This window comes from Aquimarina sp. AD1 (assembly GCF_003443695.1).
Classification (GTDB): domain Bacteria; phylum Bacteroidota; class Bacteroidia; order Flavobacteriales; family Flavobacteriaceae; genus Aquimarina; species Aquimarina latercula.
In genome coordinates this window covers 865,729-889,573 of sequence record NZ_CP031966.1, presented here as the reverse complement: position 1 = coordinate 889,573, position 23,845 = coordinate 865,729, and the positions used below count along the sequence as shown (strand labels likewise).

General features: G+C 32.1%; 15 protein-coding genes. 8 read left to right on the top strand and 7 right to left on the bottom strand.

Features of this window, described 5'->3' with window-relative positions:
- Positions 1–247 precede the first annotated feature (247 nt).
- The gene (locus tag D1815_RS04045) at positions 248–769 is read left to right on the top strand and encodes a GNAT family N-acetyltransferase (protein WP_118385999.1); all 522 of its coding nucleotides are present in this window, start codon (positions 248–250) and stop codon (positions 767–769) included.
- A 58-nt stretch (positions 770–827) separates the two neighbouring features.
- Here the strand turns inward: D1815_RS04045 and katG are convergent, their stop codons facing one another.
- Positions 828–3,020 (bottom strand): catalase/peroxidase HPI, encoded by a 2,193-nt coding sequence (katG, locus tag D1815_RS04040; RefSeq protein WP_118385998.1) that lies wholly within the window; start codon positions 3,018–3,020, stop codon positions 828–830.
- Between the two features lie 185 nt (positions 3,021–3,205).
- Here katG and D1815_RS04035 point away from each other — a divergent pair, with 185 nt between their 5' ends.
- The 3 genes from D1815_RS04035 to D1815_RS04025 all read left to right on the top strand — a co-directional run bounded on the left by D1815_RS04035 (position 3,206) and on the right by D1815_RS04025 (position 5,841).
- Entirely contained in the window at positions 3,206–3,523 is a 318-nt protein-coding gene (locus tag D1815_RS04035; protein WP_118385997.1) for a helix-turn-helix transcriptional regulator, read from the top strand.
- A gap of 3 nt (positions 3,524–3,526) precedes the next feature.
- Complete coding sequence (locus D1815_RS04030) at positions 3,527–3,976, top strand: SRPBCC domain-containing protein (RefSeq protein ID WP_118385996.1); 450 nt, start codon at positions 3,527–3,529, stop codon at positions 3,974–3,976.
- Between the two features lie 149 nt (positions 3,977–4,125).
- The gene (locus tag D1815_RS04025) at positions 4,126–5,841 is read left to right on the top strand and encodes an NAD(P)/FAD-dependent oxidoreductase (protein ID WP_118385995.1); all 1,716 of its coding nucleotides are present in this window, start codon (positions 4,126–4,128) and stop codon (positions 5,839–5,841) included.
- A 91-nt stretch (positions 5,842–5,932) separates the two neighbouring features.
- Here D1815_RS04025 and D1815_RS04020 read toward each other — a convergent pair whose 3' ends face one another.
- Complete coding sequence (locus tag D1815_RS04020; protein ID WP_118385994.1) at positions 5,933–7,810, bottom strand: peptidase M61; 1,878 nt, start codon at positions 7,808–7,810, stop codon at positions 5,933–5,935.
- 125 nt (positions 7,811–7,935) lie between these two features.
- Between D1815_RS04020 and D1815_RS04015 the strand changes: the two genes are divergently transcribed.
- Together D1815_RS04015 and D1815_RS04010 are read left to right on the top strand one after the other, a co-directional pair.
- On the top strand, positions 7,936–8,700 hold the full coding sequence (locus D1815_RS04015; RefSeq protein ID WP_233557600.1) for an alpha/beta fold hydrolase: 765 nt from the start codon (positions 7,936–7,938) through the stop codon (positions 8,698–8,700).
- Between the two features lie 104 nt (positions 8,701–8,804).
- Complete coding sequence (locus D1815_RS04010; RefSeq protein ID WP_118385993.1) at positions 8,805–11,246, top strand: S9 family peptidase; 2,442 nt, start codon at positions 8,805–8,807, stop codon at positions 11,244–11,246.
- 58 nt (positions 11,247–11,304) lie between these two features.
- Here D1815_RS04010 and D1815_RS04005 read toward each other — a convergent pair whose 3' ends face one another.
- The 3 genes from D1815_RS04005 to ychF all read right to left on the bottom strand — a co-directional run bounded on the left by D1815_RS04005 (position 11,305) and on the right by ychF (position 15,760).
- On the bottom strand, positions 11,305–13,494 hold the full coding sequence (locus D1815_RS04005) for a response regulator (RefSeq protein WP_118385992.1): 2,190 nt from the start codon (positions 13,492–13,494) through the stop codon (positions 11,305–11,307).
- A gap of 156 nt (positions 13,495–13,650) precedes the next feature.
- On the bottom strand, positions 13,651–14,541 hold the full coding sequence (locus tag D1815_RS04000; RefSeq protein ID WP_027391716.1) for a DMT family transporter: 891 nt from the start codon (positions 14,539–14,541) through the stop codon (positions 13,651–13,653).
- A 124-nt stretch (positions 14,542–14,665) separates the two neighbouring features.
- On the bottom strand, positions 14,666–15,760 hold the full coding sequence (gene ychF / locus D1815_RS03995) for a redox-regulated ATPase YchF (RefSeq protein ID WP_118385991.1): 1,095 nt from the start codon (positions 15,758–15,760) through the stop codon (positions 14,666–14,668).
- 219 nt (positions 15,761–15,979) lie between these two features.
- Between ychF and D1815_RS03990 the strand changes: the two genes are divergently transcribed.
- Positions 15,980–16,537, top strand: coding sequence for a hypothetical protein (locus tag D1815_RS03990; protein WP_027391718.1), 558 nt, complete (start codon positions 15,980–15,982; stop codon positions 16,535–16,537).
- Positions 16,538–16,702: 165 nt separating this feature from the next.
- On the opposite strand, the gene D1815_RS03985 is transcribed toward D1815_RS03990, so the two are convergent.
- Positions 16,703–18,058, bottom strand: coding sequence for an RICIN domain-containing protein (locus D1815_RS03985; RefSeq protein ID WP_035084223.1), 1,356 nt, complete (start codon positions 18,056–18,058; stop codon positions 16,703–16,705).
- A 343-nt stretch (positions 18,059–18,401) separates the two neighbouring features.
- On the bottom strand, positions 18,402–20,363 hold the full coding sequence (locus tag D1815_RS03980; protein WP_118385990.1) for a polysaccharide lyase family 7 protein: 1,962 nt from the start codon (positions 20,361–20,363) through the stop codon (positions 18,402–18,404).
- A gap of 569 nt (positions 20,364–20,932) precedes the next feature.
- On the opposite strand from D1815_RS03980, the gene D1815_RS03975 reads away from it, so the two are divergent.
- Positions 20,933–23,551 (top strand): TonB-dependent receptor, encoded by a 2,619-nt coding sequence (locus D1815_RS03975; protein WP_118385989.1) that lies wholly within the window; start codon positions 20,933–20,935, stop codon positions 23,549–23,551.
- Positions 23,552–23,845 lie beyond the last annotated feature (294 nt).

Genomic DNA, 23,845 nt, shown 5'->3' with positions numbered 1-23,845 from the left:
ACAATGGATTAATTAAAAAATTGATCGATATTATTAGCAAAAACACTTATCATACTTTTCTAAAGTATGATTTAATATTATAAAATACTTATTCTTTAATATCTTATACATCTAAATTAAAAATAGTGTTTCTACTAAACTAAGTTATTAGATTTCTAAATACACGCATCTTGATAAAAATTAAAAAAATACAAGCTTAAATATTTTTACATCGAAAAAACTTACTCTAAAAAAAAATAAAGCAGTTATGATTACTGAAACCAAACGATTAATATTACGTGAACTACAAGTTTCTGATGCAGAAAAGTTCTTTTCATTAAATTCTGATCCTAAGGTTTTAAAATACACAGGTGATTATCCTTTTTTATCGATTGAAGATGCAAAATCCTTTTTAAAAAATTATCAAGAGTATAATATGAATGGGTATGGACGCTGGGCTGTATTACTTAAAGACACAAATGATTTTATTGGCTGGTGTGGTCTTAAACGAAACGAAGATGGAGATATTGATATCGGTTTTCGTTTTTTTAGAAATAAATGGAATAAAGGATATGCGACAGAATCTTCAATAGCCGTATTAGCATATGGATTTACTCAATTAGGTATTAAAGAAATTATTGCAAGAGTGGCATCAGAAAACAAAGCTTCCATTAAAGTTTTGGAAAAAATAGGCATGATATTTTGGAAAAAAAGTGACTGCAAAGGAATCCCTAACGCTATATTTTACAAAATCAATAAATCTGATTTTCAAAATATTGTGTGCAAATAAAAAAGGTGACCTAAAGTATAGATCACCTTTTAAAAAAATCAATTTTTCAATTTCAATATTATTTTAAATCAAAACGATCTAAATTCATAACTTTAGACCAAGCTGATACAAAATCATTAACAAACTTTTCATTAGCATCTTCTGAAGCATATACTTCAGCAACTGCTCTTAATTCTGTATTAGAACCAAAAATAAGATCAGCTCTAGTACCTGTGAATTTAGTTACTCCCGTTCTACGATCACTACCTTCAAACAGTGTATCATCCTTAGATATAGGTTTCCAAGTATAAGTAAAATCTAAAATATTCTTAAAGAAGTCATTCGTTAATGAATCTTCGCTATCTGTAAACACACCATTATTGGAACCGTCATAATTAGCTCCTAACACTCTTAAACCTCCAACAAGAACTGTCATTTCAGGAATAGATAATGTTAGTAACTGAGCACGATCAATCAATAATTCTTCTGCAGCTAATTTTAAATCACCTCTTAAGTAATTTCTAAATCCATCAGCTAAAGGTTCTAAATGTCCAAATGATTCTACATCTGTTTGTTCTTGAGAAGCATCTCCTCTACCACTTGTAAAAGGCACGTTTACATCGAAACCAGCATTTTTAGCTGCTAATTCTACACCTACATTACCACCTAATACAATTAAATCAGCAATAGAAACATCTCCTGAAAAATCTTTTTGAATCCCTTCATAAACACTTAAAACTTCTGATAAAGCTTTAGGATTATTAACTTCCCAGCTTCTTTGTGGTTCTAAACGAAGACGTCCACCATTAGCTCCACCACGATTATCAGAACCTCTAAATGTAGAGGCAGATGCCCAAGCCGTAGTAACTAATTGCGAAACGGTAAGGCCAGAAACCGAAATCATATTTTTTAAAGATGCAATATCCGAATCTTTAAGACTCGTTCCTGTTGGAATTGGATCTTGCCAAATTAGTTCTTCACTAGGAACTTCTGGACCTAAATAACGAGAAACAGGCCCCATATCTCTATGTGTCAATTTATACCACGCTCTAATAAAAGCATCTTCAAACTCTTCTGGGTTATTACGAAAACGCTGAGAAATCTTTAAATAATCAGGATCCATTTTTAATGCCATATCGGCATCAGTCATCATTAAAGCTTGTCTCTTCGAAGCATCACCTGCAGTTGGTGCTGTAGGAGCTCCAGAATCCGCAGTTGGAGTCCATTGATTTGCTCCTGCTGGACTTTTTGTTTGTTCCCAATCATAATCCAATAATACTTTGAAAAAATCATAATCCCATTTATCCGGATTAGGTGTCCAAGCACCTTCTAAACCACTAGTAATAGCATCATCTAATACTCCTGTACCATACGTATTTTTCCAACCTAAACTCATCTCTTGAATAGAAGCTCCATGTGGTTCGGCTCCTACATATTTATCTGGGTCTGCAGCACCATGAGCCTTTCCAAAAGTATGACCTCCAGCTGTAAGCGCAACAGTTTCTTCGTCATTCATCGCCATTCTACCAAACGTTTCTTTCATAAGTTTAGCCGTCCCCAATGGATCAGACGAGCCATTGGGACCTTCTGGATTCACATAAATTAACCCCATATGAGCCGCACCAAGATATCCTTCGAGATCGCCATCTGCGAAACGTTCTTTATTAGCTAACCATTCTGTTTCATCACCCCAATAAACATCTTGTTCTGGTTCCCATACATCTGCTCTTCCTCCAGCAAATCCAAAAGTTTTTAAACCCATAGATTCTATTGCGCAATTCCCTGCAAGAATCATTAAATCTGCCCAAGAAATCTTTTTACCATATTTCTGTTTAATTGGCCATAATAATAATCGTGCTTTGTCCAAGTTTCCATTATCTGGCCAACTATTTAAAGGTGCAAAACGTTGATTACCGGTTCCCGCTCCTCCTCTACCATCACCAACTCTATAAGTACCTGCACTATGCCATGCCATTCGCACCATTAAACCTCCATAATGGCCATAATCTGCAGGCCACCAATCTTGAGAATCTGTCATCAAAGCTACTATATCAGCTTTAAGTTCTTCATAATTAACACTATTAAATGCCTTCGCGTAATCAAAATCATCACCCATAGGATTCGACTTTGATCCATTTTGACGAAGAATATTTAATTTTAATTCATTTGGCCACCAATCTCTATTCGATGTACCCGCGCCCGCGCTTTCTTTTTGAGGTCCACCCATAAATGGGCATTTACTGATGTCTCCTCCGTTTTGTGAATTATCCATAATATCTATTGAGTTTTAAAGTATGTGTTACCAAATTTAATGAATTGCATTTCTATTACATATAGATTAATTATATATTTAAATGAATTCACAATAAATAAAATCTATGATATATAAACCACAACAAAACTTGTGTAACCAAATGATTACATTTATATTTGTAACCAATCAGTTACACTTTAATAATGAGAAGAGATGTTTTTCAAGCTATTGCAGATCCCGTTAGAAGAGATATCATCTCTTTACTAGCAGAACAAACACTATCTATTAATTCGATAGCAGAAAAATTTGATATTAGCCGACCGGCTATCTCCAAACATATAAAGATCCTCGAAGAATGTGGTATCATATCAATAAATAAAAAAGGTAGAGAAAGATACTGCCTGATTCAGCCTAAAAACCTTGTTCCTGCATTCCTATGGATAGATCAATACAAAAATTTGTGGGAAGAAAAATTAGACTCTTTCGAAGAATATTTAAATAAACTACAATCTAAAACCTAAACAATGAATGATTTAAACAAACGCACATTATCATTAAGTAGAACCTTTAATGCACCAATAGAATTAGTTTGGCAAGCTTGGACACAACCTGAACATATAGCTCAATGGTGGGGACCAAAAGGAATGAAAACTAAAGTTATCTCTCATGATTTTAGTGTTGGAGGAACATGGAAATATTCAATGTTAATGCCTGATAGTAATGAATTTATCTCAGAAGGTGTCTACACCGAAATCATAGAGCACAAAAAAATATCGTCATCTGCTAATTTTAAACCAATGACAGAAGGAGTAGAAATACAAGCGCTATTTGAAAAGAATGGAGATAAAACTAATTTTACTTTTAATGTAGTCCACCCTACCGAAGAATATTGTCTACAACAAGAAAAAATGGGCTTTATGAACGGTTGGGGATCTGTCTTTGATAGACTTAAAGAATTTGTTGAAACCATATAATATTAATTATCAAACAGTTTTTATTATTTATATTACAGTAGTAATTTAAATGTAAGATATCCTTATTAGCCATTTCTTCTGTATTCTAAAAAACTATACCTTTAACAAAAATTGCTAAACCTAAGATATAACAACAGGTATTAAAGTGTATGGAAAAAGAAAACTATTCGGAAATATCTTCAAGTGACAATAAAAAATATGACACCATAATTATTGGATCTGGTGCTGGTGGACTTTCTTCTGCAATTTGCCTAGCTCGTTCTGGTCAAAAAGTTTTAGTACTAGAACAACACGATGTTCCTGGAGGATGGTGTCATAGTTTTTATCTTAAAGGATATCGTTATACTCCCGGAGTTCATTATGTAGGTCTACTAAATAAAGGAGAATCGACCAGTACACTTTATGAAGGCTTAGGAATTGCAAATGATATTTCTTTTTTTAGAATGAATCCTGATGCTTATGAACATTGCTGGATTGGTGATAAGCGAATTGATATGCCTGCAGGATACGAGAATATCAAAAAAACACTAAGTGAAAAATTTCCTGAAGAAGAAAAAGGAATCTCTAGTTATTTAAAACTAGTTAGTGATGTTTGTTATGAATTACAATTAATTCCCAAAGTAAAAGGCTTCTGGGCACATCTAACCATACCATTCCGAACTAAAAACATGGGTAAATACAGTGTATTTAGTTTACGAAAAGTGATTAAAAAACATATTAAAAACCCATTACTTAGAGCTGTCTTAAACATACAAATTGGTGATCACGGATTACCACCAGGACAAGCAAGTTTTCCATTACATGCAGCGGTTATGGGACATTATTCTAGTGGTGGTTATTACCCAATTGGTGGTGGCGGTGCTTTGGTAAAAGCAATGACAAAAGCACTAAAAAAACATCAAGGAGAAATCAGAACTAGTCAAAAAGTAAAACAAATCTTATTAGAGGGTAACAAGAAAAAGAAAGCGATTGGGGTACAATTAGAAAATGGAGAACAAGTTTTTGCAAAAAGAATTATTTCTAATGCCGATCCAGGAAAAACATTTATTGATTTAATAGGGAGAGAGCATATTAGTAAAAAGCTTAATAAACGTTTAAATAAAACGAAATACTCTTGTACTTCATTAATGTTATTTCTAACAGTTGATATGGATATGCGCAAAGCAGGTTTAGACTCAGGGAATATTTGGATGATGGCTCACGAGGATCTTGATACTATATTTGAAGAAACTCAAAAAATTAATATTTTAGAAGGTGATACGTTTCCTGGAATGTTTATTAGTTGCACTACACTTAAAGATCCTATAAGTTTTGATGGTAGGTACCATACTATAGAAGCCATTACTTATATTAACCACGAATCCTTTAATCAATTTAAGAATGAAGATAGTAGACGTTCTGAAGCCTATTTAGATTTTAAAGATCAATTAATGTCTAAGATGATTAAAACTCTAGAGGCAGTTATTCCTGGAATAAAAAGCAACATTGTACAAAAGGAATTGGGAACACCGATTACCAATGAATATTATATAAATTCTACCAATGGCTGTGTTTATGGAACAGAAAAAAGTTTTTGGCAAATAGGACCTTTTGCATATAAAGCAAAAAGCGAAATAGAGAATCTCTATTTATGTGGAGCCAGTGTTTTATCTCATGGTGTTGCTGGAGCTGGTTATTCTGGTGTGGAAACTGCTGCAAAAATTCTAAAATGTAGACAAGAAGATCTTATACAGCCTGATGATTCTCAAGAAATTAAAATTTATGAAGCAGAAGATGACACTGAATATCCTGATTGGATGAGGAAAAAGATTAAGGTTAAGAAGGATCGTCTAGCAGCCGGGGTAGATGGATTTCCTAAAACTTAATATTAAAAAGGATCTCAAATTAAATGTAAAATTCTTAGAATAAAAAAACGGATCAAATTGATCCGTTTTTTTATTCTTTTATACTTTTGAACTATCCTTTTAACCAAGAGTTTCGTAATTCTAATTGTGCTTTTGTTGGATTTTCTATATCACTTAAAGCTTTACCTTTAGTATAGGATTTGGTAAGATTTGTTTTTATTATAATTTCTTTTCCTTCTCTATCCAATTTTACCTCTACCTCATCACCAACTTTCCATTGTAGCGTTCCTTGTAAGACAGAATTTGCATTTAACAAAGTTAATTCTGTTCCATTGATCTCCTTTATTACATCAAATGGCTGTACTCCATTATCCACCCAGAAACTATTTTCAGTAACTTCTTCTGTAAAAAATATAGTTTTCTTATCCTGATCTCCTCCAACTATTATAGAACTACCGTTTCTTACATAATCTGTTTCAATATTTTTTTCACCCACTGAAAGGCCTACTTTCCTAAAAAAATCGTTATAATTAATAGGAGTATCTCCAACCACATGTTTGTTTAAGAACTCTCCAATAGATGGATAGGTCATTTCAACAATTTCTTCAATTATTTTATCATCTTCAAAAGGTTTATTCTTACCATATTTTAGGGATAGTTCCTTCATTAGAGATAAAATACCTCGATTTCCTTTGCTTTCTTCTCGTATAAGTATATCAACACACATACCTATCAAAGCTCCTTTTTCATAAACATTTGCATAATTTTTAGCATAAGGTTCGTTTAAAATGTTTTCACTCATTACAGTAAAACTCATCGCATCATCATATAAGTTAGCCGATTCAATTTTACCCATCATCTTAGTATAAAACTCTTCTTCTCCAACTAAATCTTGGTTTATCTGAAAAACACTAGCAAAATACTCTGTAACTCCTTCATACATCCATAAATGTTTAGAAAAAGTAGGATCGTTATAATCGAAATAGTGTACATCTTCTGAGTGAACACTTAAAGGTGTTACGATGTGAAAAAACTCATGAGATACTACATCTATCATTGCAGATGCCAATGCATCCTCTGGTATAGCTTCTGGCAATACGACTACAGTAGATGTGTGATGCTCCAATGCTCCGAAACCGGTAGGAGCAGTCTGCGACTGAGGCGCCAGATATAAATAAATATCATATCTTGGAGTACTATCAATATCTCCCAAATACTTTTTCTGGGCCTTCATCATTTTAAAAACAGTTTCTTTAATTCCAGCTGCAGTGTATGTTTTGTTTGGAGAATATACGCTTAAAACGATTTTAATTCCTCCTACTTCAAACTCTTCTACATCTAATTTACCGTACATCATAGGGTTGTCGGTAATATCAAAATATCTTGCAGCAAAATATTTATCAACTGTAACCGTACCATCCTCGCTTTTTTCAGAGCCAACATTTTGTAAAGCAGAAGTTCGTTGCATTGTCGTCGGAGCTTTTACTTCTAATGCATATTGGTTGTTTTTTAAAACATCAAAATAACCAATAAACCCATGTAAGTTTAACACAAAATTATCTTCTTCAATATTAGTGCCAGAGGGAGAAAAAGGCGTTCCTACCCCTGTATTTTCTATATCATAAGTATCATTAACGTCATACACAATCTTATCCAATTGTTTCGCATTTGCGATCAGCCAAGTATTAGTATCAACCTTTTCCGTTTTCAGTTCAGCTCCATTATAATCTAATGCTCTAAAACCATCTACAAACTTTCCGAAATCACTAACTGCATATGTTCCTTGGACAACCTTTGGAAGATAATATTTAACAGTATCTTGTATAAACCTTCCGGGATTAATAACCACAGGAACTTTATCATCTGTAACCTGAGTTAAATCAACCTCTGTAGTTATTGGAACTTTAGAAGCAATCCCATTTTTTTGATTAACTGATCCACATCCAATTAGCATGACGCTAATGGTCAATGACAATAATACTTTTTTCATTTATTCAATTGTTTATAATGCTAGACGCAAAAAATTAGTGAGCGTTACAACTTTGGTCATGCAAAATATATAAATTGTATAGACTTTAACCTATTTTTGGGCATTATTTACTTATACCTATCACTTTGGATATTAATATTGATACAACCAGAATACGACTTTCTGAAGATCTTAGATCATTTAACCTATCAAAACCTACCATAATATTTTTACACGATTCCTTAGGGTGTATAGAACTTTGGAGAGATTTTCCAAACAAAATAAAACAGTCTACAAACTTTAATGTACTTTCTTATGATCGTCAGGGGTATGGAAAATCAGAAAGGTTTTCAGAAACTAAAAGAAGCAAAGATTATCTTAAAAAGGAAGCTGAAATATTAGCACGATTAATTGATACCCTAGAGTTAAAAAAAGTTATCCTTTTTGGTCATAGTGATGGAGGCACTATTGCATTACTTACGGCTTCTTTATATCCTGAAAAAGTAACTGGTATAATTACCGAAGGAGCACACGTATTTGTAGAAAAAGAAACTTTACAAGGAATTCGCAAAGCCAAAATTGCCTATAAAACAACCAATCTAAAAGATAAGCTGACTAAATATCACCAGAATAATACAGAGGATGTATTTAGAATGTGGACGGAAACTTGGTTATCTCCCTCTTTTCTAGATTGGAATATTGAAAACTATCTTTCAAACATACAGTGTCCATCTTTAATTATTCAAGGAGAAAATGATGAGTATGGAACTTTGGAACAAGTCTACAGTATTGTTCGAAAAACTACTGGAAAATCTAAGTCCTTAATCATCCCTAATATTGGGCACACTCCGCACAAAGAAAATTCTGAAGTAGTAATAGACAAAACGACAAAATTTGTCCTAAATTTATAAATTCGTGGCAATACCCTACTCCTAAAACACCTGAAATCTAATATTTCAGTAATTAAATCTCTATTTTTGAGTTGTCATATCTTATAAAACTCAAAAAATATATTATGAACTTCATCAAATCATTTTTTATTATACTGTTTTTGGGCTCAGTATTAAATGCCCAAGAAAATTTAGAATATCAAAAACCCGTAAAGGAAATCCTAGATTTGGTAGATGTCCCACTCGCACCATCTATACGTATTGATCAGAAAGGAGAACATATGATTTTTCTATATCGAGATGGATATAAAACTATCGCAGAATTATCAGAAAAAGAAATGCGTTTGGCGGGATTAAGAATTAATCCAAAAACAAATATTTCTAGCCGTACTAGTTACTATAATAATATTAAAATAAAGAAAATAGATGGAGAGCCTGTACAAGTGACTGGATTGCCAACTAAGCCTAGAATATCTAATATATCTTGGTCCCCTAATCAAACCAAAGCCGCATTTACAAATACAAGTGGCAATGGAGTTGAATTATGGATTTTAGATATAAAAAATAATAAAGCTAATAAGATAACAGATGCCACATTAAATGCTAATATTGGTTCTCCGTTTAGATGGTTTAAGGACGATTCTTCTTTATTAGTAAAGTTTCTACCTAATAAAAAGAAAGATCTAATTAACGTAGATGAAGCAATTCCTTCCGGACCTACCATTTCTATTAGTGAAGGTACAAAAGCACAGAATAGAACCTATCAAGATCTTTTAAAAAATCCAAATGATGAGTATAATTTTGAGCAATTAGCAACTTCAGAAATATTTAAAGTAAATCTTGATGGTACTAAGAAATCTTGGTCTAAAACAGGAATGATACGTAATTATTCTTTTTCTCCTGATGGAAACTATGTAATGGTCACTGAAATAAAAAAACCATTTTCGTATTTAGTCCCTTATTATCGTTTTCCTCAAGAAACTACTATTTATAAAAGTACTGGTGAAGTTTTTAAAACTGTTAATAAAGTTCCTATTGATGAAGTACGCCCTAAAGGTTTTATGTCTGCTAGAACTGGAAAAAGATCTATTACTTGGAGAACAGATAAACCATCTACTTTAATTTGGGCGGAAGCCTTAGATAAAGGTGATCCAAATATAGAAGTTGAATATAGAGATGAAGTTTTTGAACAAGATGCTCCTTTCGAAAGCACACCAAAATCAATACTAAAAACAATCAATAGATATAGCGGAATTCAATGGAGCTCAGATAATAACATAGCTTTTGCTTATGACTATTGGTGGAATACTAGAAATACGAAAACGTACGTTTTTAATCCAAACGAATCCTCTGAAAAGCCCCAAATAATACACGATAGAAATTATCAAGATCGTTATAATGATCCAGGGAATTTTGTAACTTCTAAAAATGAATTTGGCAGTTTTGTAGTAGACATTAATAAAGGGAATGTATACCTTATGGGAGAGGGATTTAGTAAAGAAGGTCAATTTCCTTTTATAGATGAATTAAACCTAAAAAGTAACGCTAAAAAAAGAGTCTATAAGTCAACTTATACAGATAAAGTAGAAAGTATAAATGGTGCAATTAATCTTACAAAAGGAGAATTTCTTGTTCGTTTAGAATCTCCAAGTGAATATCCTAATTATTATATAAGAAATATAAACGCTAAGGACCAAGTAAAACAAATTACCAATTTTGCTAATCCTTTTGCAGCGCTACAAGGTGTACATAAAGAAGTTATCAAATATAAAAGAGAGGATGGATTAGAATTATCGGGTACATTATATTTACCTATTGGATATGATAAAACAAAAAAGGAAAAAATGCCAATGATTTTATGGGCATATCCTGAAGAATTTAAAGACAAAAAAAGTGCTTCACAATCAACTTCTAACCCCAACGAATTTACTTATCCTTGGTGGGGCTCTATGGTGTATTGGGTTACCAGAGGTTATATTGTTTTAGATGACGCTTCTTTCCCTATTGTAGGAGAAGGTGATGAAGAACCTAATGATTCTTTTAGAAAACAATTAGTCGCTAATGCAAAAGCGGCAATTGACGCAGTAGATAACTTAGGTCTTATTGATCGAAATCGTGTGGCTGTAGGTGGACATTCATATGGAGCTTTTATGACAGCTAACCTATTATCACATTCTAACCTTTTTGCTGCTGGTATTGCTAGAAGTGGTGCGTATAATAGAACACTAACACCTTTTGGATTTCAAAGTGAAGAAAGAAGTTATTGGGAAGCTCCTGAAGTTTATAATACAATGTCGCCGTTTATGCACGCTGATAAGATGAAGACTCCTCTTCTTCTTATACACGGAAAAGCGGATAATAACTCTGGAACGTATCCATTGCAAAGTGAGCGTTATTTTAATGCCCTAAAAGGATTAGGGGCGACGGCAAGACTTATAATGTTACCTAAAGAAAGTCACGGATACAGAGCTAAAGAATCTATTTTACATCTTTTATGGGAACAAGATCAATGGCTTGAAAAATATGTAAAAAATAAAAAATTAGAAATTCCAGAAGGAACCAACTAATTATTTATAATGCTGTCAGAGAAATATCGTTTTTTCTGACAGCATTTATCTTTAAAGACTAAGGGATTAGATTTTTAGAAATGATATCCCTAAGATCATTCTTATTTAATGGCTTATTGATGATATCATTCATTCCTATTGCCAAACACTCTTCTTGTACTTCTCCCAACTCTGCAGCTGTTAGCGCAATTATAGGTGTTGTTTGATCAAACTCTCTAATTCTTTTGGTTGCTTCACTACCATTAAGATATGGCATATTAAGATCCATTAAAATGAGGTCAAAATCCTCCTTTTTAACCATTTGTATAGCATTAAATCCATTCTCTACTATAACACAATCGTATCCTATTAGACTTAATAAGTTCTTAGTAACTATTTGATTAATCTTATTATCCTCTGCTACTAAAATTCTTCGGTATACATTAGTAGCTCCTTTGTTTCGATCACTAGGAGATTGATCCTCTCCATCTTCTAAAATCTCTAGCTGTAAATCAAAATGGAATTTTGTACCTCTACCCTCATTACTTTCTAGATAGACATTACTGTCCATCATTTGTAATAAGTTTTTTACAATAGAAAGTCCTAAACCAGTTCCTTCTAAATTATTTGATTCTCTATCTACTTGAGAAAATTTCTCAAACACAAAGTCCTTTTTATCTTCTGGGATTCCAACACCACTATCCTCTACTTCGTATCTAATCTGTATTGTGTTATTTTCTTTACTTAATATTTTAATTCTAAGCCATATTTTTCCATTCTCCGTAAATTTTGATGCATTTCCTATAAGATTAATCAAAATTTCTGATAACCTAAGCGAATCAACATTAAGCGAACTTGGCAAATCATTCGGCACCTCTAAAATAAGTTGGTTATCTTTACTTTTAGCTTGATACTCAAATGAATTGAGCAAGTTTTGAGAAAGTTTAAATAAATTTGTTGGAGTTTTTGCTAATCTTACCTTATTAGATTCTATTTTACTAATTTGCAACACATTGTTTATCAGGTTTAAAAGATAGTCTCCTGAAAACTTTAATGAACCTAATAGTTGTCGATGTTTTTCCAATACATCTTCATCTTCAAGCAATAAGGAGGTAATTCCTACTACCCCATAAAGTGGTGTTCTTAGTTCATGACTTACTGTAGATATAAACTGAGATTTAACCTGAGTAAGCTTTTCCGCCTCGGCTTTTGCCTCTACAAGCTCTACATTTTTATCTTTTAATACGTCATTTAATTTTTTCTTTGATCTATATCCTATATACAGAAAGAATGCAGTAGCGAATAAAAATATCAATCCCGCAACAGAAATGATATTAATAGTTCTATTGTTTTTAGCCATTTTGGTCTGGTATTCTCTTTCCGTTTTTGCTATTTCTAATTCACGCTCATACTCATCAACACTAAAACTAACTCTTGCGACTTCTATTTGCTTCAAGGTTTCCTTATTATAAACCTTATCTTTATACTCTTGATAACGTTTAATATCTTTATAAGCTTCTCCTAATTTACTCTGCTTTTCATACATTTCTGCTCTAGCTTCATAAATATAAGATAGCTCTAATAACATATTATGTCTTTCAGCTATTCGGAGGGATTCTTGGAAAAACTCTTCAGCTTCTTCCAGATTATCTTGACCTAGCGCTAATTTTCCTTTTAGATAATACACCTCGCAATATCCTTCTACATCTTTATTTTCTACAACTAATTTTTGGGCTTCTTCTAAATAAGGAATTGCTTTATCATATTCTTTTGCATCCACATAGGTCCAAGCTAAATTAATTATAGGAGTCATATACTCTTCAGAATTATTGAGAAGTTTCCCTAATTCTGTAGCATTATTATAATAAATCAATGAGTTTTCTAATTCTTTATAACCATCAGAATACACATTTCCTAAACCATTATTATTCCATAAAATCAATAATGAATCATTTGCTTTTTCAGCATACTTTAGTGACTTTCTGTAATATTGTTCCGCATTCTTATAATCAACTAATATTTGATAATTATATGCCATTAAATAATATGCTTCCGCTTTATAATGATCATCATCTAATTCATGAGCATAATTAACGGCTTTAATAGCATATTCTAATGATTCTTTAACCTTATACTCGAATGTTAAATTATTCGATGTTTCAATTAAATATTGTAAACTATCATTAACAGGGAACCTGGATTCTTGCTGACCATAAATCAGAAGTGGAATAGAGAATATTAGATATACAAATAATAATTTTTTCCTCAAAATATGCAGTTTTGATTAACTAGCAGAGATACTAAATTAAGCTATAATTTACCAACAAAAGTGATTAATATCCTATGTTAATTTACTAAAAAAAGTACAATATGTACTGATTTATTGTTTCAATATTAAAATAAACAAATAAATGACCGATGGTTTTCACTTTTTTCTTGTAGTAATATAAATCCCAAAAATTACAATCCCTGCTCCTATTATTTGAAGTACAGATAAACTTTCTTCTAAAATAAAAAATGCTAATAATATTGTTGATACAGGCCCCAAACTACCTATAATTGCAACATTAGAAGCTCCTAAACGGGCGATTGCCCAAGAAATAAGATATGATGGAATTATTGTAGAAAAAAAAGCCATTAAAACACTAAGCACATATACCTCCAAAGAATAGCTTAAAATATCACTTCTATCAAAAATTAGATATTGAGAAATAATACATAAAGAAGATATAATCATGGCATAAGAGGTAAAAACAACTACTCCAAACTTTGGAATTAACCAGCCACTACCCACCAAATAAATAGCATACGTAAGTGCACTTAAAAAAATTAGAGATACTCCCGAAAGAAGGTTCGGAGTATCTAACTGAAGTTCTTGCCAAAATGTAATTAATACTCCTATATATGTAATTAGTATAGCAACTAATTGTTGTTTCGTTATTTTATGTTTTAGAAATATTCTAGAAATTACTAGCACTAAAGTTGGATATACAAATAAAATTATCCGTTCTAACCCTGCTTTAATATATTGTAATCCAAGAAAATCAAAATAACTAGCTAAATAATATCCAATAAAACCAAAAAACACAATCCACAAATAATCTTTCTTTTTGATCTTTTCTAGAGAAGAGGGTTTATTAAACTGTGCTATAATTATATAAACCGGAAGAGAGAATGACATCCTAAACAACAACAAATGTTCCGAAGTCACCTGATATTTATAAGCCATTTTTACCATGACTGCTTTTGCAGAAAATAACACAACACCAATAATAGCTAGTATTATACCTAATGAGATTTGTTTAGATTTTTGCATTCGGTAAAATTAATCACAATATCTCTTGCAGGTATTACACACATCTAGCAAAATTACGATGTCCAACAAAAAACCTCCTGAAAGTTTTCAAGAGGTTTTTCTATAAAAATAGTATCTAAATATTTTATACATTAAATAAGAAGTGCATTACATCTCCATCATTCACAATATATCCTTTCCCTTCTACTCCTAATTTTCCAGCTTCTTTTACTTTAGATTCACTTCCAAAAGAAACATAATCATCATATTTAATAACTTCTGCTCGAATAAATCCTTTCTCAAAATCTGTATGAATAACACCAGCCGCTTGCGGAGCTGTAGCACCAATTGGAATTGTCCAAGCTCTTACTTCTTTTACACCAGCCGTAAAGTATGTTTGTTGATTTAATAATTTATAAGCAGCTCTTATTAATACTGATGACCCTGGTTCTTCTAACCCCATATCCTGAAGAAACATTTGCCTTTCTTCATAATCGTCAAGCTCCGTGATATCCGCTTCTGTTCCGACAGCAAGAATAATTACTTCAGCATTTTCTGTTGATACAGCTTCCTTTACTCGTTTTACGTGATCATTACCATTAACCGCAGCACTTTCGTCTACATTACATACATATAATACTGGTTTATCAGTTATAAACTGTAATGGTTTTACAAACTCTGCGTGGTCATCTTCAGAAACTTCAATAGCTCTAACAGAAGATCCTGCCTCCAAACCATCTTTTAACTTTAATAATATTGCTTCTTCTTTCTGTGCTTCTTTATTACCAGTTTTAGCGGCTCTCTTTATCTTATCTAATTTCTTTTCGAGAGTTTCTAAATCTTTTAATTGTAATTCTATATCTATAGTTTCCTTATCACGAATAGGGTCTATTGAACCATCAACATGAACAATATTGTCATTATCAAAACAACGTAGTACATGGATAATTGCATCAGTTTCTCTTATATTTCCTAAAAACTGATTTCCTAAACCTTCTCCTTTACTAGCTCCTTTTACTAATCCAGCAATATCAACAATTTCTACAGTAGCAGGTATAACACGCTCAGGGTTTACCAGTTCTTCGAGTTTTTCCAATCTTGGATCAGGCACATTAACAACACCTATATTAGGTTCTATTGTACAAAATGGAAAGTTCGCACTTTGCGCTTTCGCATTGGATAAACAATTAAAAAGTGTTGATTTTCCTACGTTTGGTAATCCAACTATTCCTGCTTTCATATTAATATAACATAATAGCAAATATGATATTTGCTTGAATTTTTGAGAGTGCAAAGATAACGGTATTAACACATAGTATACAAATACTAGTTAAAGAGATTCTATAATTAAAATAAATATTAGTAATCAATGTATATCATTGAATCCTTCATAATATATAACTATACAAAATGTTCTCCTTACATTTTTGTAATTTTACAATACCAAATAGATAAACCTATGAAAACATTTAACAACATTATTGTAATAATTCTATTCCTTTCTGGCTTTATAACATATGGTCAATCTAAAGAAGAAGAAAATAATAATGAAGAAGAAAAATCGACAGAAACTAAACCTAAAGAGAATTCTTCTGAAGAAGTAGTGACAAAAATTATTAGGATTAAAGGTGCTAATGGAGAAGAAAAAGTAATTAAACAACAACAAGTGATTACCAAAAAGAGTGAGGTTACACTTAATCCAGATGAAGAAGATGACGAAACTAATAGAACGGCAGTTTATAAACCTCAAAAAGTTTCTGTGAAAAATGCTGGAACTACCTCTAATGAGAGAATATATAGTAGTGTTCCTGATGGCACTGGTTATATATTAACACTTATTGATGAGCAAGGAGAAAAAATATCCAAAGCGAAACTACTTTCTAATGGATATTATATAATAAACAGTGGTATTAAAGATAATTGTTTAGGACATTTTGATGAGGCAAAAAATCTAGTTCTAGAAACCTATGATACCGTTAAGGATTCTGTTATTACCCTCACCTATAAATTAAAATAGTGTTGTTTTTTTCTTGATTTAGATTAAAAAGATAATTGTTTATACGATTTCAAAAAAAAGCTAAAATTCTAACAGAAAACTAATATATGCTCTTGACTATATTTAAAATAAAAGAACCGCTTAACTAAATTAAGCGGCTCTTTAAAACTATCAAATCAATTTATATTAATTGTCAGGAGATACCTGTAAATCTCTAATCAATACCTGACCGTATACATTAGAATTCTCATGGCTACTACTAGTTGATTGTAAATAACAACCTGCTTTAAAGTAGTTCTCATTAGCATTACCTATATCTACAGATTCAAACAATTCTGCTATTCTATTACCACTATTATTTAAGTTATACAGTCTCACAACCCCATTACTCATAGTTAACTCAAAATAGTATTCAGTATCCATTTGCATATTAAAATTAATGGTTCTTCCACTTCCTTCTATCTCTTCAGTAACATACCCTAATATTCTTAAATCAACAGATCCTGAGTTTTGTCCACTACTTCCTTGCACCTGAACTCTAATAACATCATCGTAAGAATCATCTCTCTCATGGATTTGACCAAATGCTAATTTACCAGAAGGTGGTAAATCTTCAATCTTAAATCTCCATTTCATAGAGTGTTCCGTATTAGTATTACCATTCCAATACCCATCTCCACCATTAATTATTTCTCTTAACTCAGATCTAGGGTTACTAGATCCTCCTGATGTAGGATTTCCTGGGTAACATCTAAAGGCAGCAAACCCATCCTTTTCGAAAAAGAAATGACTTTCATTTTTACTTGCATTATCAGCATAGTTTAACCCATTATCATTACTCCCAACACTTAGATTTCCACTAAAACCATTTAATTTCCAACCACTACCAATAATACTAGATGCAGTTCCACCTGTTGGTGGTGGAGGTGGATTAATAGTACCTCCTACTTCGGTAAAAAACCATTTTTGACTATCCCATCCGCTATAAGCCCATTGATCTGCATTACTTCCATTAGATGTCCCTCCTACTCGTAAACTTTTTCCACTATCTCTATTTTTTAATCTAAAATATCCATTCCCCACAGAAAGTATTTGCCACTGTTGATGTGTTGTTCCTTGATAAGCCCATTGCTGAACATTAGCTCCGTTAGAATTATTGCCTCCAGAAACCTCTAATGATTTACCACTATCTACCCCTTTTAAACGTACGTAACCATTACCAACAGAAAGTATTTGCCACTGTCTATGGGTAGCACTGGTGTTAGCATCTGTTCCCCATACTTGAAGATTTGCACCATTATTGTTACTTCCAGCTGCAATATCTAATGTACGGCCACTTTTTAAGTTTTTAATAGTGTAGATTTTTCCAACAACAGGTGTAGCCTTTGCTTCGAGAGTTTGATCATTAATAATAGAATCCTCAGAATCAATAAATTCTTCATTTTCACAAGAAATTCCAACCAATACTAAAGTAAAGGCCAAGAAAATTTTAGTAAAAAAATGCAAACCAGATGCACTTTTTTTTCTACGAAAAGTTTTCATAATTGTTTGTTTTGAATTATTCATAATATTTGTGTTAAATATTTGGTGCACCAATAATAAAATTGGTCAACCAATTTAGTTATCACAATAGTAAGAATTTAATTACATAACTCAAACGTTTTCGTAAAATATTTATAATTTATTATCAATATTGTTAATATTTTAACCCAAATAAGATTGAATTCACATCTTTTAAAACCAAATATTAACATAAATGTTTTTAAACCAATTCGATAAGCCATGGAAAATTACGAATGAACTATATGATTATAACAGCATCATATATATATAAAAAAGACCGCCTAATTATTAAGCGGTCCTATACACTTTATTTTAAAACAAATTAATTATCTGGAGATACCTCTAAATCTTTAATCAATACCTGACCATAAACATCAGAGCTTTCATGACTACTACTTGTTGATTGTAAATAACAACCAGCTTTAAAGTAATTTTCATTAGCATTACCTATATCTATAGATTGAAACAGCTCCTCTATTCTATTACCATTATTATCAAGATTATATAAAGTAACAACACCATTACTCATGGTTAGTTCAAAAAAGTACTCTGTATCTAATTGCATATCAAAATCAATTGTTCTTCCCTCACGATCTTCAACCTTCTCAGTTACGTACCCTAATATTCTTAAATCTACTTTTCCAGAACTTTGTCCACCATCTCCTTGCACCTGAACTCTGATTACATCATCATAAAAATCATCTCTCTCATGAATTTGACCAAAAGCCAACTTCCCAGAAGGTGGTAAATTTTCTACTTTAAATCTCCATTTCATAGAGTGTTCTGTATTGGTATTACCATTCCAATACCCGTCTCCTCCATTAATAACCTCTCTCAATTCGGATCTAGAGTTACTTGATCCTCCAGATGTAGGATTCCCTGGGTAACATTTAAATGCTGCAAATCCATCCTTTTCGAAAAAGAAATGACTTTCATCTTTACTTGCATTATCTGCATAATCTAATCCGTTATCATTACTACCAATATTCAAAGAGCCTGTAAATCCATTTAACTTCCATCCAGGACCTATAATATTTGCTGCACTTCCTCCCGGTGGCGGAGGTGGACCTTGTGGTGTTGCATTAACAACTCTACTAGCGGAAACATTGCCCGAATTATCCACTGTCACTGTATTAAATGAATAAGAAGTACCATTAACCAAATCATTAATAGTCACACTTTCTCCAAAAGAAGTTACCTCTCCTCCATCATATGTAATTCGCACATTATTAAAATCAGAATCTCCAGGATTATTCCAATTTAAAGCAACAGAACCATTTCCAGGTATTGCACTTAATCCTGAAACTGGTCCTGGAGGCGTTGTATCACTATTATCGTCCTCGTTACCATAAATTTCGGTTTCTATAATACTATTCCAACTGTTTTTAGAATTACCAAAACTAGATATTCTTACAAACCTTGCCTCCACATCGTCAAAATCAAAAATTTCTAATCCTTCTGTCGTTCCGCTACTTCCACTAGTTTTTGCATCAAATACTGTGCTTAATGAAGAAGTAGAGTTACCAACTCTAATTTTAAAATAAGCTTCTCTTTCATCACCTTTAAACCAAGCAATTTTTAAACTTGACACAGTTTTTACCGTACCTAGATCATATGTAATATACTTACCTGTATAGCCATTAGATGACCACCGTGATTCTGTGTTTTCAATTTCACCATCTACTGTATTTTCAGGCCCATATCCAGTTTGATTTCCATTCGCAGAAACACTAATTGGTATTATCTGACCTGGAGCAGTTGGTCCTTCTATCAAAGTACTATTAAGACTGAAGTCATCAAATCTAACATCTCCACTATTTCTGGTTCCTAGTATAGTTACTAAAGAAGCATTACCACTATTAAAGGTGATAGTAATCTCTTCAAAATCATTTGTATCAAAATCATTTGACTGTCCTGCTACAGAAAGTTCTCCATTTCCTTTTACCCAAGCTTTCAGAACATAATCCGTATTTCTACTAACATCAACCGTTTGCTCTATTTTACCAGAAGAATTAGATACTTTACCTGATTTAGACCCCGAATTTTCATCGCTTGAGATCGCATAATAGTCTGGATCTCCCCAATTAACTTCTCCAAGTTCAAATCCAGGGTTTTGAATTGGTATAGAAATCCTAACTTCTGAATCTCCTTTTATAGTTTCTAATAGTTCATCACTAATCTCTTCATTTGTACAGCTTGTCACTGAAATGAATAGTATTAAAATAAAAGCTGAAATAGAAAACAAAAGGGGAGTTTCTTTTCTAATAATTAATGTTTTTTTCATTGTTAATGATTGTTTTTAATGCTTACGCTTGTTAAAAGTTATAGGTTAAATTTAAAATGGTAAACCAATTAAAAAATTGGTCGACCAATTTTTGTGCAATGATAATAATTTACACCAAACGCACAAACGCTTTTATAAATTAAACGGGGAAAAAACACCTAATTATTAAAAGATTAACAAACTCATACATACTTTGTTAAATTTAACAAAATGATCAAGAAGCTATTTTAATTAATTGTAAATGAGGTGTTTAAATTTAAAATCCAATTAAATTTTTCCAGAGTGAATTTAACAAGTACTTAATTAAAGTTTTAACCGTATAACCTAAACGAGTACTAAAAAATAGAATTCGTAGCCAATTAAATAGTATTCGTTTACATCTTATGGTAATCAACTTTGTTCTAATTCTATAATGTTCTGCAGTAGATACCACTTTAAAAAAATATTTAAAATAGAATATTATCAATAAAACTAGATACCAAAACTCAACTTATAATAAATACGATGGCTAGGCATAAAATCTAGATTAATTGAATATCTTTAATTGCTAAACCAATAAATATATTCACATGAAAAAACTCGCACTCATTTTATTCAGCTTATTTACAAGCTTAACTTTTAGTCAACAAATTATTACAGGAACAGTAACTGATACATCAGGATCCCCTATTCCATTTGTTAATATCACTGAAAAAGGTTCGGATAAAGGAACTATAACTGATGACGATGGAAAATATACCATAGCAGTAAATGAAAATGCAATTTTAGTATTTAGTTTTGTAGGTTTTCAAACTCAGGAAATTACTGTAGGCACAACCGATAAAATAGATATTACCTTATTAGAGGGTGAAGCCCTTAATACTATTATCGTTGTAGGTTCTAGAAGCCCGAAACGCACAGCAACGGATACTCCTGTGGCTGTTGATATTATTGATATGCAAGATATTGTAACTAAAAGTGGTAAAATAGAAATTAATGAACTATTACAATACTCTGCTCCTTCTTTTAATGCGAATAAGCAATCTGGTTCTGACGGTGCAGATCACATTGATCCTGCTAGTTTAAGAGGTCTAGGTCCAGATCAAACTTTAGTCTTAATCAATGGAAAAAGAAGACATAGCTCTTCTTTAATCAACATTTTTGGAACTAGAGGTCGTGGAAATTCTGGAACGGACCTTAATACAATTCCTGCTACCTCAATAAAACGAATTGAAATTTTACGTGATGGCGCCGCGGCGCAATATGGTTCTGATGCAATTGCAGGTGTTATAAACATTGTACTAAAGGATAATATTGATAAACTAAGTGGTAGTATTAGTTACGGAGCTTATAACACAAATGCTAAAGGAGATTTTCCTAATGGTACGCCAAATACAGACGGGAATCGTTTGGACACTGAGAATGATGGGAATAGAATCGCCGATGATAAAAGTTTTGATGGTGGTTCTGTTAAAGTAACTGCTAATTACGGTGTTGGTATTGGAGAAAAAGGATACGTCAATTTTACCACAGAATATTTAAGTAAAAATAAAACGCTTAGACCTGGATTTGATTTTAGAAGAGGATTTGGAGAAGCTGCCATTGATGGTTTTAATCTTTTTGTAAATGCTAATGTTCCCCTTTCAGAAAAAACAGAACTATATGCTTTTGGAGGAAGAAACTATCGAGATACAGATGCTTTTGCGTTTACTCGTAATGGAGGCGAACGCGTGGTAACTGAAATTTATCCTAATGGTTTTACTCCAAGAATAACTTCTAACATTATTGATAATTCAATTTCTGCTGGAGTACGAACTGTAACAGACAACGGTTGGAAAATTGATCTAAGTAATACTTGGGGTAAAAACAATTTTCACTATTTCATAGAAGGTACATTAAATGCTTCATTAGAAGAAAATTCGCCTACAGAATTTGATGCAGGAGGGCACAGCTTAAGTCAAAACACTATTAACTTAGACTTTTCTAAGTATTATCCAAAAATGGCTCAAGGTTTAAACCTTGCATTTGGAGCAGAATACAGAACTGAAAACTTCGTCATCTTTGCAGGAGAAGAAGGTTCATATGCTACTTATGACATAAATGGATTAGCAATTACCGATCCGGCAACGCAAACACAACCTATAGATCCTGATAGTGGAGAATTAAGACCAGGAGGCTCACAGGGGTTTCCAGGATATAGTCCTGCTAACGAAGTAGACAGATCCAGATCTAATTTATCTTTATATGCAGACGCAGAATTAGATATTACGGATGTGTTTCTTTTAGCTGGTGCAGCAAGATTCGAAAATTATAGTGATTTTGGAAGCACTATAAATGGAAAATTAGCATTACGAATTAAAGTTTCTGATAATATTAATATTAGAGGTTCTGTAAGTACAGGGTTTAGAGCTCCATCATTAGCACAAATCTATTATAATCTTAGATTTACTGACTTCCAAGGTGGTATTGCTACAGAAACATTGTTAGCTCCTAACAATAGCCAAGTTACCGCTTCTTTCGGTATTGACAGATTAAAAGAAGAAACTTCTTTAAACGCCTCCCTTGGTTTAACAGCTACACTAGGAGATTTTTCTGCTACAGTAGATGGGTATTACATAGACATAAAAGATCGTATTGTTCTTACTGGAACTTTTGAAGCTACAGAAATTGATAATGTTAATGAAGCTCAATTTTTTGCTAATGGAGTCGATACAGAAACTGTAGGTATGGATCTTGTACTCTCCTGGAAAGGGAATTATGATTTTGGAACATTATCTGCGTTATTAGCAGGAAATGTAAACAATATGTATATCACAGCTGTAAATACTAATTTAGATACTGATATTTTCTTTGGGAAAAGAGAACAAGCATTCTTACTTGCTTCTGCCCCGAGAAGCAAATTTGCTTTAAATTTAAATTACAATACGGACAAATTTAATGCTGGTCTTGGTTTGACTCGTTTTAGTGACATTACTCTCGTAGATTTTGTAGATACAGAAGATGAATATGGTGCAAAAATAACAGCTGACCTTACCTTAGGTTATAAATTATCAGACCAATTAAAGTTAACTATTGGAGGTAATAACATCACTAACGAATATCCTGATCAACAAAATGATGGAGAAACTGAAGCTGGTGGATATTGGGATTCCGTACAAATGGGATTTGGTGGAGCTTATTATTATGCTAGATTAGATTTTAGCTTCTAAACAGTTTAAAGTTTATTCTCGATCACAACAAAAGGAGTCGAAAATTATGTGACATCAACGTCATTGTTTTTTGACTCCTTTTTCGTTTCCCCAAATATTTAAACATATTCTTCTTCTATAATCATAGTATTGTAATCAAAATATTCAATACATAAATTTCTTGAAAAGGAATAATCTACGTACCATTAATTTTTATCTGTTTTTATTAACAGATAAAAAAAACCAAAATTAAAAAATAAACCACCCAAAAACTGTCATTTATTCTAAACAAAACTTAAAAAAATAAAGTTTTAT